General features: G+C 55.5%; 13 protein-coding genes. 6 read left to right on the top strand and 7 right to left on the bottom strand.

Annotation, left to right across the window (positions count from 1 at the left end):
• Nucleotides 1–2: 2 nt before the first annotated feature.
• The 3 genes from MUN86_RS22340 to MUN86_RS22350 all read right to left on the bottom strand — a co-directional run bounded on the left by MUN86_RS22340 (nt 3) and on the right by MUN86_RS22350 (nt 2,212).
• The gene (locus tag MUN86_RS22340) at nt 3–626 is read right to left on the bottom strand and encodes a hypothetical protein (RefSeq protein ID WP_245120175.1); all 624 of its coding nucleotides are present in this window, start codon (nt 624–626) and stop codon (nt 3–5) included.
• Between the two features lie 96 nt (nt 627–722).
• Nucleotides 723–1,610 (bottom strand): carboxylating nicotinate-nucleotide diphosphorylase, encoded by an 888-nt coding sequence (gene nadC, locus MUN86_RS22345; RefSeq protein WP_245120176.1) that lies wholly within the window; start codon nt 1,608–1,610, stop codon nt 723–725.
• Nucleotides 1,611–1,813: 203 nt separating this feature from the next.
• Entirely contained in the window at nt 1,814–2,212 is a 399-nt protein-coding gene (locus tag MUN86_RS22350) for a DUF4783 domain-containing protein (protein ID WP_245120177.1), read from the bottom strand.
• 145 nt (nt 2,213–2,357) lie between these two features.
• Here MUN86_RS22350 and gpmI point away from each other — a divergent pair, with 145 nt between their 5' ends.
• Together gpmI and MUN86_RS22360 are read left to right on the top strand one after the other, a co-directional pair.
• Nucleotides 2,358–3,908: a 2,3-bisphosphoglycerate-independent phosphoglycerate mutase gene (gpmI, locus tag MUN86_RS22355; protein ID WP_245120178.1), complete on the top strand. Its 1,551-nt coding sequence runs from the start codon at nt 2,358–2,360 to the stop codon at nt 3,906–3,908.
• Nucleotides 3,901–4,479, top strand: coding sequence for a hypothetical protein (locus MUN86_RS22360; RefSeq protein ID WP_245120179.1), 579 nt, complete (start codon nt 3,901–3,903; stop codon nt 4,477–4,479). Before gpmI ends, MUN86_RS22360 begins: the two co-directional genes overlap by 8 nt.
• Before the next feature lie 35 nt (nt 4,480–4,514).
• On the opposite strand, the gene MUN86_RS22365 is transcribed toward MUN86_RS22360, so the two are convergent.
• The 4 genes from MUN86_RS22365 to prfA all read right to left on the bottom strand — a co-directional run bounded on the left by MUN86_RS22365 (nt 4,515) and on the right by prfA (nt 8,289).
• Nucleotides 4,515–5,090: a PDDEXK family nuclease gene (locus MUN86_RS22365; RefSeq protein ID WP_245120180.1), complete on the bottom strand. Its 576-nt coding sequence runs from the start codon at nt 5,088–5,090 to the stop codon at nt 4,515–4,517.
• 110 nt (nt 5,091–5,200) lie between these two features.
• Nucleotides 5,201–5,626 carry a secondary thiamine-phosphate synthase enzyme YjbQ gene (locus MUN86_RS22370; protein WP_245120181.1) on the bottom strand — a complete coding sequence of 142 codons (426 nt, stop codon included), beginning with the start codon at nt 5,624–5,626 and terminating at the stop codon, nt 5,201–5,203.
• Nucleotides 5,627–5,631: 5 nt separating this feature from the next.
• Nucleotides 5,632–7,158, bottom strand: coding sequence for a hypothetical protein (locus MUN86_RS22375; protein ID WP_245120182.1), 1,527 nt, complete (start codon nt 7,156–7,158; stop codon nt 5,632–5,634).
• A gap of 60 nt (nt 7,159–7,218) precedes the next feature.
• Nucleotides 7,219–8,289, bottom strand: a complete 1,071-nt coding sequence (gene prfA, locus MUN86_RS22380; protein WP_245120183.1) for a peptide chain release factor 1 — start codon at nt 8,287–8,289, stop codon at nt 7,219–7,221.
• Between the two features lie 163 nt (nt 8,290–8,452).
• On the opposite strand from prfA, the gene MUN86_RS22385 reads away from it, so the two are divergent.
• The 4 genes from MUN86_RS22385 (at nt 8,453) to thrC (ending at nt 13,794) form a co-directional block, all read left to right on the top strand.
• Entirely contained in the window at nt 8,453–8,611 is a 159-nt protein-coding gene (locus MUN86_RS22385; RefSeq protein WP_245120184.1) for a hypothetical protein, read from the top strand.
• An 89-nt stretch (nt 8,612–8,700) separates the two neighbouring features.
• Entirely contained in the window at nt 8,701–11,148 is a 2,448-nt protein-coding gene (gene thrA / locus MUN86_RS22390) for a bifunctional aspartate kinase/homoserine dehydrogenase I (RefSeq protein ID WP_245120185.1), read from the top strand.
• A 352-nt stretch (nt 11,149–11,500) separates the two neighbouring features.
• Nucleotides 11,501–12,430, top strand: a complete 930-nt coding sequence (locus MUN86_RS22395; protein WP_245120186.1) for a homoserine kinase — start codon at nt 11,501–11,503, stop codon at nt 12,428–12,430.
• 71 nt (nt 12,431–12,501) lie between these two features.
• Nucleotides 12,502–13,794, top strand: a complete 1,293-nt coding sequence (thrC, locus tag MUN86_RS22400) for a threonine synthase (protein WP_245120187.1) — start codon at nt 12,502–12,504, stop codon at nt 13,792–13,794.
• The last annotated feature ends 118 nt before the right edge of the window (nt 13,795–13,912 follow it).

Consider the following 13,912-nt stretch of genomic DNA (forward strand, 5'->3'; position numbering starts at 1 on the left):
GCCTACGACGCTTTTTCTTCGGCGGGCAGCAAGTTCTTGCGGCGCAGCATCGATTCGAATAGCTTCTGGTCGTTGGGCGAGTTGAATACCTTGAACGGAACGTGCAGGAACATGGGCGTCTCAAAAGTACGAGCCACCCAGGCACGCCACCCAGTAAGTTCAGCCGGTGGATCTTGGTTGCGGAACCACAGCAAATACCCGTCGGGCTCACGCTTTACGTGGCCAATCATTTCCCAGTTCACGCCCATGCCTTTGCCTTCCTTCTCGTTCTGCATCAAACCAATTTGCCGTTGATCGATAACGTAGCTCATCCGCTCAAACAACGGCTTGGTTTGTTCCATCTGCGTGACAGCCGTAATCTGCGAAGAGCGCAGCAATACGTAGAGCAAGGTCAGCACCAAGCCAGATACCAGCCACCACCACGAGGGCCAAATAGCAGCAGGTAGTACGCCCACCACAAACGGAATCAAAGCAAACCACCACTCCTTGCGCCACACGTGGCCCATGGCAACGCGGGTGTAAAGGTTGGAGTCGAGCTGATGTTTTTTAGTGCGAATAGCCAACGGCGAGCCAGCTTGTACCTGCTGTTGCTGCCGATAGCCTCCGCGTTGATTAGGTTGTTGCATTTTCTTGGATGGTTGAATTGCTGAAAAATTCAATGGTTGGATGTTGTAATGGCTCGATGAACGGTCAACCATTTAACCATTCAGCAATTCAACCACTTAATAAGCTTTTAAACTAAGGTCGAGACTTTTAGTTGAGTGTGTAAGGGCTCCCACCGAAATAAAATCGACACCTGATGCGGCCACTTCGGCAATGGTATGCTCGGTGATGCCGCCACTGGCTTCGGTTGGGTAGCGACCATCAATAAGTTGGACGGCCTCACGCAGCTGGGCCGGTGACATATTGTCGAGCATAATGCGGCTAATTCCCCCAGTGTCGAGTGCTTGCTGCACTTCCGCCAGGCTGCGGGTTTCCACTTCGATAGGCAGTTGCCGACCTGTTTGGCGGAGGTAGGCCTGGGTGGCTTCTATGGCCTGCCGGATACCGCCCGCATAATCGACGTGGTTGTCCTTGAGGATAATCATGTCGAAAAGGCCGTAGCGGTGATTAACTCCGCCCCCAATGAGCACCGCCCACTTTTCACACAGCCGAAAGTTGGGTGTGGTTTTGCGGGTATCGAGCAAGCGGGCTTTGGTGCCAGCTAGCAGCGTGGAGATGTGTGCTGTGTTAGTGGCAATACCGCTCATGCGCTGCATGCAGTTGAGCACCAGCCGTTCCGCTGTCAGGATGCTTTGAGCGCGGCCCTCCACAGTCAGTACCACGTCGCCGTGCTTTACGCGGGCTCCGTCGGCCAGCAGCTGATTTACTTGCAGGGCTGGGTCTACTTCCCGAAAAATCAGGTGTGCTAGCTCCACCCCGGCCAATACACCTTCGTCTTTCACCAGCAACCGGGCCCGTTTTTGCGCGTCGGCCGGGATTGAGGCTAGGGAAGAATGGTCACCGTCGCCTACATCTTCTGCAAGAGCCGTGCGGATGAAAGTAGTTAATGCTTCGGGGGTGAGGTAGGAGGGTTTTTGCACGGCGCAAAAATAGTGAAAAGGGCTCATTACGCGGTTATCCTATACAAGCTCAACCTTTAAGCCGTTACCAACCCGAACCCCATTATAGTTGCGCAAAGGCTCTAAACGCACTAAGCCCCTGACAACTATAGCAGTGCCAGGGGCTTGGTTAAAAGAAAACTTAACTGCGAGGCAAGTCGCAAAGCTGATTTAGCGCTTCAAAGAGAAGTTTATGTGAGTATGCTGACCAATTATTCTTTGGTGAAAGCCATATTTTCAATTCGCAAAGCACCATTGGCGTTTTGCATCTTCACAATTACGCGGTACATGGCGTCTTTGCTTTTGTATTTACCTACTGCGTAGGGAATCCCACCATCACTGCCACCTTGGTGTACTATTTCGAAACTGGCAGGTGCCGTTTTGGCAAAAAAGTCTTTCATCACAAATTCAGCCTGAGTGGCACTGTAGCTCTGCCGGTCCCCATCAATGCTAATTTCGACGGTTGCGCCAAAGTATTGCGACAGTTCTTTGGAAGAAGCATTACGCAAAGCGCCACCAATAGAGCCAAATACGTCGCCCTGCGCCTGCCCCACCGCCGAAAGCAATAGTAGCCATCCGCACACGAGAGCTTGAAAAAGAATGCGTTTCATTTTAGAGTATAGAATGCATCATGCGGTACGCGAAAATTATGCCAACCCCTGCTACGTAGCCCAAACGCCTCGGGTTATTTACACCGAACGTAGGTTAAACAATAAAATACCGTTGGTACGGCGCTGACAGCCTATCTTTGTGCCCATGAACAAGCAGGTATTGTTGGTGATTCTCGATGGCTGGGGTCTGGCCAAGAACAAAGAGGTTTCGGCAGTTGATAAAGCGCAAACCCCTTTCGTTGATTCGCTGTTTCAGCGGTTTCCGCACAGCAAGTTGCAAGCATCCGGCGAAGCCGTAGGGCTTCCTGATGGACAGATGGGCAATTCCGAGGTCGGACACATGAATATTGGCGCCGGCCGCGTGGTGTACCAGGAATTGGTCCGCATCAACAAAGCCATTCGGGAGCGGAAGCTAGCTTCTATTCCGGCCCTGGAAAAGGCATTTGAGTATGCTCGCACCAGCGGCAAAACCATGCACTTCATGGGCTTGCTTTCGGATGGTGGCGTGCACTCCCACATCGAGCACCTAAAAGCTCTCTGCACCCTGGCCCACGACGCCGACGTGCACAAGGTGTTCATCCATGCCTTCACCGACGGCCGCGACACCGACCCGAAAGGCGGCGTAGCGTATGTCAATGACTTAGAGCAGCACTTGCAGCACGGTGCCAGTGGTAAGATTGCCTCGATTGTAGGCCGCTACTACGCCATGGACCGCGACAACCGTTGGGAACGGGTGAAAGTGGCATACGACCTGCTGGTGAACGGCAAAGGCACCCCTTCGCAGAACCTGATTCAAAGCATGCAGGACTCCTATAAGGAAGGAGTTACAGACGAGTTTCTGAAGCCAATCGTGAAGGTGGGTGCAGATGGGACGCCGCTGGCTACCATCCAGGAAGGCGACGTGGTTATCTGCTTCAACTTCCGCACCGACCGGGGCCGCGAAATCACGCAGGCCCTGACGCAGCAGGATTTCAACGCCTTCCAGATGCACCGGCTGAACCTGCATTACCTCACCATGACCAACTACGACGCCACATTCACGGGCGTAACCCCCATCTTCGAGAAAGATAACCTCGACAATACGTTGGGTGCGGTACTGGAGGCTCATGGCAAGAAACAGATTCGCATTGCCGAAACTGAGAAGTACCCGCACGTCACGTTCTTCTTCTCGGGAGGCCGCGAAACTGAATTCAATGGCGAAACTCGCCTTATGCGTCCTTCGCCCAAAGTAGCCACCTACGACTTGCAACCCGAAATGAGCGCCGCCGACCTGCGCGACGCACTAGTGCCGGAGTTGCAAGCCAAGTCAGCCGACTTCATTGTCCTCAATTTCGCCAATCCCGACATGGTGGGTCACACCGGTGTATTCGATGCCGTAGTGAAAGCCGTGGAGACCGTGGATGCCTGCGCCAAAGCCGTTATAGAGACTGCCTTGGCTAGCAATTACGCGTGCATCGTTATTGCCGACCACGGTAATGCCGAATACATGATCAATCCGGACGGCTCACCCAATACGGCGCATACCACCAATCTGGTGCCCTGCATCTTAGCCGATAACGATTACCACGGTACCCTCGCCGACGGCAAGCTCGGTGATATTGCGCCTACGGTACTTGCGCTCATGGGCCTGCCGCAACCCACCGACATGACGGGTGTGAGTTTGTTGCAGCCCCAAGGAACCTCAACTCGTGCGTAAAGGCAATTGGCGGCTAGGGGTGCTGTTGGCACTTGCGGCCTGTGGGCCGGGTGAAGATGCAACCGTGCGCCCTGTACCCACCAACCGCAAGCCTAACTACTTCGACGTTAAAGGCTTTCTAGATAGTCAAGTAGCTGAACTCAACCGCCAGCAGCCCGTGGTGGAAAAACAAGTGCGCCTGCGCGACGGCAACGTGGAAACCACCCGCGTTACCAAAACGGATTGGAGCAAAGAGTTGCAAATCTTCTACCAAGCGGACATCAACAAGCCTGCTTTACGCGGCGCGTATGAGATAGAGCCGGTCAACCAACAGAATAGCCCGAGCACTGCGTACAAAAGAAAGTCTGGTATTGAGGGGTCAGTACAAGAGTTAGTTGTCACCAAAGCTGCTGACCGTCCCGAATCTATCATAGCTACCATCATTCAAGACAACCCGCTGTTCTACTCTGAGAAGAAGCTCCGACTTCAGGCAAATAACCGTGGTTTGCAGAGCTATAGCGTAGAAGGCATTCAGAAGTTGGTCATGTTTGATACCGTGCGCTACACCGTACGGACGCGCATAGTAGAGTAAACAAGTGCTATTCCGGCATGGTAAGAGGGGAGGCCTTAATCCAGGTACGGCTGCACGCGGGCCAAGCTAGGCTGTCCGGCGGTGAAGGTGGCAGAAACCATGTTGGCATGGTCGGTGTCGCGGAGGCGAAGCTGGCCGCAGGGGCCGCCACTCTGCCGCGCCGACTCGTTGAGCGTCAGGCGCAGACGCTGCCCGTATGCGGGTTTGAAGTTGGTAATGACGGCTTGCCGAAGCAGATCCTTTTCGGGCGAGTGATAAAACTCAAATAAATTGCCCTGGTGCTGTAGGGTAATAATGGTGTCCGTTTGCCCGGCTTCGTGCAGGTTTTCAAACGCCTTGCGGCTTACTATTTTCGCTCCAGAGTTCAGTAACTCTTCCACAGTTGGCTCCATCCCGAAAGGCTGCCCCGCCAATGTATCGTTGGTGAGGGTACAAGACGCTTTCGGAGCCACGGGCTGCGGCGCGGCAACTGGCTGGCGGCGTTCCTGCTTGGGCTTAGCAACAACGGTAGCGGGCGGGCCTTTAGCCTCGCAGCTTACTAATCCTAAGGCCGCGTAGAGCAGCAGGACCGCAAGGGCAGGTTTACGGAAAGACAGCAGAGCAGACTCCATGAGATGCGAAAAGCTAGTGCTTTTTTACCTCATACGAGAAACAATGACGGCCGGGCTTGATAACCGAAAATTTATACTGTCCGGCTAGAAGAATAGCCTGTTACCTGAATTTATTCTGTGCCCATCAGCGTCGCAACTACCCAGCGCCGGCCTCCCTGGTTGCGGTGCTCGCCCAAGTACACGCCTTGCCACGTACCAAGGGCCAACTCCCCGTTTGTAATGGGCATGCTCACGGCGTGGCCGAGCATCGCTGCTTTGAGATGGGCTGGCATATCGTCGGGGCCTTCTAGTGTATGACGGAAGTACGGGGCATTTTCGGGTACCGCTTGGTTGAAATACGACTCGAAATCAACGCGCACCGTAGGATCAGCGTTTTCGTTGATGCTCAAGCTGGCAGAGGTATGCTGAATGAAAAAATGCGCAGTACCCATACGGATACGCTCTAGCTCTGGCAGTTCTGCAACTAGTAAGTCCGTAACTAAATGAAAGCCACGCCGCAAGGCCGGTAAGCGCAAACGCTTTTGGATGTAGATCATCAGCTCTAAGGATTCACCCGTTCATACGCCCCGAGGTCGGGCGCCGTTATGCTCCGGGGTTTATTGAGGAGGTCGCGCGGTATTGCCGAGTTAAACACCCCTTTGTTGCTGGCCGGAGAAAGGGTATCGAGACGATAGTCGAACTTATTGCCGAAGCTTCGGAGCGGAGTGCTCTTGAACTTCGGATCAGTGTCAATTTGATTGCGACGGTTGTCAAAACCTAGCTTGTCGCCAACATCTGTAGTGCCAGCATAGTCATCAGTCTGCAAAATGCTATTCTGAATGTTCAGATTTGGCCGATATGTATCGCCGTTTTTAAAGAACAACTCGTCTTTGATTGAGCCCCATATAATGGAGTTATCAACGGTTACTCGAACTGTGTTTGGAACAGCAGTTTGCTTGTCAGTTACCTCATTGGTGAACCAGAGAGAAGCTGATTCGCGTCGGAACTGTGGGGTGTAATTGGCAATCGTGCAATAGTTCAGAGTGTACGTTCCGCCGATACCGCGCACGGCATATTCGCCACAGTTGGTGAACAGGCAATTGCGCAGATCAAAGTCGCCGGAGAAACCGAATACTCCTGCTCCTTCAAAACTACTACCATCATCACCACCACCACCGAAGGAGCGGGCTTCCCCAGAAATATTGCGCAGGATCGTATTCTCGGCCGTTACCCGTGGGTGAGGGCCGTTGAGCCGGTTCAAGATCAGCAGACCATATGAGGCGTTTTTGATTTCAGTGAAACGCACCAGATTGTTACGGCTACTACTCGGGTCGAACTGAATACCCCGCCATTGCCCCGGAATATCAGCATAGAAAGGCTCTAGCCGGTCACCCTGAAAGCGCACAAACGTGGCAGTATCCGTAGGCGTAAGCTCCGCCGATGGGTTGGTATTTTCGTTGACACGCAAAGTGCCCTGCACCACGATGGCCGAGCCGGCATGCGAGTAAATCCGGGTACCGGGTTGAATGCGGAGCGTCGCGCCGGCATCGACTACTACCACGCCATAGATAACGTGCGGACGGTTTTTGGGCCACGTGGTGTTGCGGGTAATATGTTCTTCGGGGCCGTGGAAGTAGGCGTTCTGCCCGTACGACACCAGCTTCACGTCCTGCTCGTTGCCGTTGGTTTTGAACAGCAGCTGGTCGTCCACCAGAAAAGGTTTATTATCGGTAGCGCTTGGCCCAAGCTTGGCTTTCACCAACACAAGCAAGCTGTCTTTACCCCGGATTTCCAGGTCATTGGCCACGCGCATTTCGTCACCGTTGATGAGCAGCGAATAGGTACCGGGATACGTATCCGCCAGCCGAATCTCACTGACTTTCACGGCCAGGGAGTTGCGGTTGTACACCCACAGGCGCTTGCTCACGGTGCCCACCTGCGCAAAGACCGTATCGAAGAGCACGGTATCGGCCGAAAATTCCAGCTTGGCGCTAGCGTCCTTGGTGACTAAGTCTTCCTTCGGCTCGCAGCTCGGCAGCAGGCAAAGTAGTGCCGAGAAAACAAGTAGCAGCGGGAGTAGAAAGCGCATAGAAAATCTGGTTGCCAATATGACGTTCTTTTAAGGGCTAACGAGCTTACGGCATCTTTATTACGATACGCCTTCCTTCAGGCGCTCAGCACTTTCAGCGAGGCGCAACTGCTCCACGAAGTCGTCGATGTTGCCTTCCATTACGCTGGCTAGGTTGTACACCGTGAACCCGATGCGGTGGTCGGTTACCCGACCTTGGGGGTAATTGTAAGTACGAATCTTGTCGGACCGGTCGCCGCCGCCAATCATGCTCTTGCGGGCTGCGCCTTCCACTTCATTTTTCTTGGCCAACTCGATTTCGTAGAGGCGCGAGCGAAGTACTTGCAGTGCCTTGTCGAAATTCTTGAGCTGCGACTTCTGGTCCTGGCACTGTGCTACGAGGCCCGTAGGTAAGTGCGTGAGGCGCACGGCCGAGTACGTCGTGTTTACCGACTGCCCACCGGGGCCCGACGACATAAAGAGGTCCTTGCGCACATCGTTCATGTCGATCTGCACGTCCAGTTCCTCGGCTTCCGGCATTACCACAATCGAAGCTACCGAGGTGTGAATCCGGCCCTGCGTTTCGGTGGCGGGTACGCGCTGCACGCGGTGCACCCCCGACTCGAACTTGAGCTTGCCATACACGTCTTCGCCTTTCACGGCCAAGATAATTTCCTTGTAGCCGCCCGAAGTGCCTTCAGTGGCATCAATCAAATCCATTTTGAGGCCATGCCGTTCGGCGTAGCGCATGTACATCCGCTGCAAGTCGCCGGCAAAAATGGCCGCTTCGTCGCCACCTGCACCAGCCCGGATTTCCATGATGACGTCTTTCGAGTCGTTGGGGTCCTTGGGCAGCAACAGGTCTTTGATAACCGTTTCGAGGCGCTCTTGCTCGGGGTAGAGTGCTTCTAGCTCGTCTTTCGCCATTTGGCGGAAGTCTTCGTCTTTCTCGTTGGCAATGACCTCCTTGGCGCTGTCGATGTTGGCCAGCACGTTCTGGTAGGCCTTGTATTCAACAACAATCTTGTTTAGGTCTTTATATTCTTTATTAAGCGTCTTGTAGCGTTTCATGTCGCTCATGGCGTCGGGCTGCGTGAGCTGCTCGGCCACGTCGTTGAATCGCTGTTGGATAGCTTCTAGTTTGTCTAGCATCTTACCTTCTGAGAATTGTATTGGGAGTGCAAAGGTACTGAAAACAAACACGTCCTGTGCGTGGCACGGTTCCTCTTGCGCGCAAGAGAAGCACGGCCGTTAGGCGTTTTCTCAGTTCTTTTTTCAGAATAGATAGGTAGATAGATATTGTGCTTATCAGAAAATGCCTACTTTACGGCCAGAAGTACGCACGCATGGCCTCACTTTCTTTTTCAACTTTCCTTATTTCCGCTCCCACCGGCGTCTGTTTGACGACCGGCACCGGCATTATTACAGGTATTACAACCCGCTAGACGGGCTGCGCTACCTCTCCTTGCTTTGATGTTTCGCAGCCCGTCGCCGGCCGCTTCCTAACCAGAAGCCAAGCCGGATCCGACGGGCTTTTTCGTGTCCTCACATCTCTTTATGCTCATGCAGGTTCTGAAATTCGGTGGTTCGTCGGTGGCTACGGCCCCCAACCTCCAACGTGTGGCGCAGCTCGTGGAAACGGCTGCCCGGCAAGCTCCCACCGTGGTAGTGGTATCGGCCCTCGGGGGCACCACCGACGCGCTGATTGAAGCCGGCCGCCTAGCTGCCACCGGTTCCGACGAATACCGCGCCCGACTCAAGTACTTGGAAGAGCGCCATTTAGAAGCCGTGCGCGGCTTGCTTCCCATTCCCGATCAAAGCGCCGTGTTGAGCTTGGTGAAAACCTACTGCAACGAGCTAGACAGTGTGTGCGACGGGATATATTCGTTGGGTGAGTTGTCGAACCGGACGCTAGACCGGCTGGTGAGCTTCGGGGAATTGCTGTCGTCGCGGCTGCTGGCGGCTTGCTTGAAAGCACACGGCGTGGCCCACATTTGGCAAGACAGCCGGCAACTGATCCGCACCAACTCGCATTACGGCTTTGCGGCGGTGGATACGGCCGTTACCAATCAGCAGATTCAGGAGTTTGTGGCCGCGCAGCCAAGTTCGGTGTACGTGGTGCCGGGCTTTATCGGGAGCGATGCGCAAGGCACTACCACCACCCTCGGCCGCGGTGGCTCCGACTATACGGCGGCCATCTTCGCGGGAGCTTTGGCGGCGGAGCGGTTGGAAATCTGGACCGATGTAAGCGGGATGATGACCGCCGACCCTCGTCTCGTGACGCTGGCCCGCCCGATTCCGCGCATCTCGTATCAAGAAGCCATGGAGTTGTCGCACTTCGGGGCCAAGGTGCTGTATCCGCCTACTATTCAGCCGGTCATGAGTCAGGGAATCCCACTCTGGATCAAGAATACCTTCGCGCCGGAAGATGAAGGTACACTAGTAGAAATAAATCCGCCGGCCAACCGCGACGTGGTGCGGGGCCTTTCGAGCATCGGGCAGCTAGCGTTGCTAAACCTGGAAGGCAGCGGCATGGTAGGCATTCCGGGCTTCTCGCGGCGGTTGTTTGGGGCGCTGGCACTGTTGCGCATCAACGTAATTCTCATCACCCAAAGCTCGTCGGAGCACTCGATCTGCGTGGCCGTGCGGGCCGCCGATGCTGGCTCGGCGCAAGCCGCCGTTGACGAGGAATTCAGTGTTGAAATAGCCGCCGGCAAAGTAGCGCCACTGCGTTGTGAGATGGACCTAGCTATTGTGGCATTGGTGGGTGAGCAGATGCGCAACCACCCGGGCATCAGTGGGCGAATGTTTGGGGCGCTCGGCCAGAACGGCGTGAACATCCGGGCCATTGCGCAGGGCTCGTCGGAGCGAAATATATCCGCCGTGATTCGGACCGCCGACGTGCGCAAGGCCATCAACGTGCTGCACGAGGAGTTCTTCGAGGAGACCACCAAGCAGGTGAACATCTTTGTAGCGGGAGTGGGCAACGTGGGCAAGAAACTGCTCGAACAAATGGCTCGGCAACAGCAGTGGCTGCGCGAAAAGCTGCGCCTTAATTTGCGCGTAGTGGGCCTAGCCAACAGCCAACGCTTCGTACTGACAGAAGACGGTGGCATCGAGCTGAACGACTGGCAAACGGCGCTAGAGCAAGGACAACCGCTGAATTTAACGGAATTGGTCGAGCAGCTGCACGCTCGCAATCTACGCAACACGGTGTTTGTGGACGTGACGGCCAGCGCCGACGTAGCAAAAACCTATGCCTCGTTGCTCGAGAAAAGTATGGCCGTGGTAGCCTGCAACAAGGTGGCCTGCTCGTCGGAATACGTGAATTATGCCCGCTTGAAATCATTGGCACGCGAGTTCAATGCCGAATTTCTGTTTGAAACCAACGTGGGGGCCGGCCTACCCGTCATCGGTTCGCTCAACGACCTATTGCGCAGCGGCGACGAGGTACACCGCATTGAGGCCGTACTCTCGGGCACGCTCAATTTTGTGTTCAACCACTACGATGGCACCGTGCCCTTCGCCGACGTGGTGCGCCAAGCCCAAGCCGAAGGCTACACCGAACCCGATCCACGCCTGGACTTGAGTGGCACCGACGTAGCCCGCAAAATCCTAATTTTGGCGCGGGAAGCTGGTCAGGAAATGGAGCTAAGTGACATTCACAACGAATCCTTCCTGCCCGCCTCTTGTCTGGAAGGCGACGTGGAAGCTTTCTACAAGCAATTGGCCGTGCACGAATCCCACTTCCGCAGCCTCTATGATGCGGCCGCCGCTCAAGGTCAACGCCTCAAATTCGTGGCGCGCTACGCCAACGGCAAAGCTAGCGTCGGGCTGCAAGGCGTAGCACCAGGTCATGATTTCTACGTGTTGCAGGGCAAAGACAATGCTGTGCTCTTCTTCACCAACCGCTACCCCGAGCAACCTTTAGTAGTGAAAGGTGCGGGCGCCGGCGCCGATGTCACGGCCTCCGGTGTTTTCGCCGATGTAATCCGTGCCGCTCGGGCGTAATGCGCTTAGGAAGTGTACAGTCTAATCGGTTCGTTTATCATATGTACTCTGGCGTCTGACGTTGCCCTACGAACGGTCATGCTGAGCGGAGTCGAAGCATCTCGCGTGCTGACGTTGTGGTGCTAATTCAACGATTCGAGCGAGATGCTTCGGCTGCGCTCAGCAGGACGATAGTATTACGGAGTCAGCATGTGTAATGCTTGGACAAACGGACGACAGACCAAACATGATAGACGATCAATAAGAAGCTGTACACTGACTTAGCCAACAACTTTACAAAGGCTACTATTCATCTCCTCATCTCCGCAACTACTAGCAGCGAGGCATAAGCTTCGGGCTACATTTTCCACTTATGCCTACTTCCAACTTTCTGACGCTGTATTCACCGGCTACCGTGGCCAATGTAGTCTGCGGGTTTGACGTGCTGGGCTTTGCGCTGGAAGCCCCTTGCGACACCATGCATCTGCGCCTGACTGAACAGCCGGGAGTTGTGATTACGCATGAGGACGACTTCGACCTGCCTACCGAGCCTGCACGCAACGTGGCGGGGGCGGCACTGCTAGCGTTGCTACGGGCCGCCCCGGCCGGTACGGGCTTCGAGATGCGCATCAACAAAGCCATTCTGCCGGGCAGCGGTATTGGTAGCAGCGCGGCCAGCGCGGCGGGTGCCGTAGTGGGAGCCAATCTGTTGCTAGGCAACATCTTCTCTAAAGAGGAACTGGTACGCTTTGCCATGTTCGGGGAAGAGGTAGCATCCGGCGCGCAGCATGCCGACAATATTGCCCCGGCTATCTACGGCGGCGTCACGCTTATCCGTTCGGCCGAACCGCTGGATATTGTGCCTTTGTCGGCGCCGCCGCTGCACGTGACGGTAGTGCACCCGCAGATAGAAGTGCGCACCGCCGATGCCCGCCAGATTCTGAAACAGCAAGTGCCGCTAAAATCTGCCATCCGGCAGTGGGCCAACGTGGCCGGACTGGTGGCGGGCTTGTTGAAGTCAGATTACCAGCTTATTGGCCGCTCGCTGGAAGACGTGATTGTGGAGCCAGTACGTAGCATTCTGATTCCGGGCTTTGCTGCCGTGAAGGCGCGCAGTTTAGAAGCCGGTGCACTGGGCGGGGGTATCTCGGGTTCTGGCCCATCCATCTTCATGCTGAGTGAAAACGAAGCGACGGCGCAGGCGGTAGCCAGTGCTATGCGAGCAGTATATGAGCAGCTAGGAGTAGACTTCCACATCCACGTCAGCACCATCAATTCCACCGGAGTACGATTTGAGCTGTAGCGCTAAGTTTCTCTTCCCGCTACACTGCACCATTCATCAGAAGGGCCGCAACTGGCCGCACACGTAATCTTATGCGCTACTATAGCCTCAAACAGCAAGCTCCTACCGTTGATTTTCAAGCCGCTACCATCGCCGGACAGGCGCCGGATGGCGGGCTATACTTTCCGGAACGGATTCCGAAGTTCTCTCCAGAACTGTTGCGGAACTTCCGCACTATGTCGCGGGCTGAGGTGGCGTTTGAAGTCATCCAGCCCTATGTCGGCGACACAATTCCGGAAGAGGTACTGCGCGGCATCTGCGCCGAGACAGTGGACTTCGAGTTTCCGTTGGTGCCCGTGACTAGTCAGATAGCAGCGCTGGAACTGTTTCATGGTCCGACGTTGGCGTTCAAAGACGTGGGTGCACGGTTCATGAGCCGCTGCTTGGGCTACTTCTCACGGCAGCAAACGGCGCCGGTTACGGTATTGGTAGCGACTTCCGGCGACACGGGCGGGGCCGTCGCCGACGGTTTCTTGGGTGTTGAAGGGGTCGAGGTGGTAATTCTGTATCCATCGGGCAAGGTCAGTCCGTTGCAGGAATTGCAGCTGACCACGCTAGGCCAGAACATCACGGCCCTGGAAGTGCGCGGCAACTTCGACGACTGCCAGCGGCTGGTAAAGCAAGCTTTCCTCGACCCGCGCGTAACCGAGCATCGGCAACTCACTTCTGCTAACTCCATCAACGTGGCCCGCTGGTTGCCGCAACAGTTCTACTATTGCTACGCTCTGCAACAGTGGGCACACGAAACCCCACCGGTGGTGGCAGTACCGAGCGGCAACTTCGGCAACATTTGCGCCGGGCTCATGGCGCACGCCTCGGGCTTGCCCATCGGGCACTTTGTGGCGGCCTGCAATGCCAACTCAGCCGTAGCCGACTACCTCCGCACCGGCGTTTTCGAGGCCCGTCCTGCTGTCGTTACGCTTTCCAATGCCATGGACGTAGGCAACCCGAGCAACTTTGGGCGCATCCTGGAGCTATTCGAACAGCGCCACGCCGATGTAAGCCGAATGGTTAGCGGTGCCATCGTTTCCGACGCGGAAACTACAGCCACCATCAAGCGGGTACACCAGGAAACCGGCTACTTGCTCGATCCACACGGCGCCGTGGCGCTTCGGGCCTTGGAAGACTACCTGAGCGAACATCCAACTGAACACGGCATTTTTCTGGAAACGGCGCACCCGGTAAAATTTCCGGAAGTGGTGGAGCCTGTTATTGGCGCAGAGGTGCCTGTACCCACGGCAGTGCGCGGCCTCCTGACCCGGGCAAAAAAGAGTGTACTACTCGAACCTGAGTATAAGGCGCTACAAGAGTTTTTGCTGCAATAACATTGCTGGGGCTAGCATCCTGCGGCCACTAAAAAGGTCGGCAGGATGCTGGCCTAACAGGTGTTCACAAAACCTGAACGCAGGGTAGCGGGTAGTTGGGGAAGTGCGGCGGTTGTCG

Origin of the sequence: Hymenobacter volaticus (genome assembly GCF_022921055.1) — a bacterium.
GTDB lineage: Bacteria > Bacteroidota > Bacteroidia > Cytophagales > Hymenobacteraceae > Hymenobacter > Hymenobacter volaticus.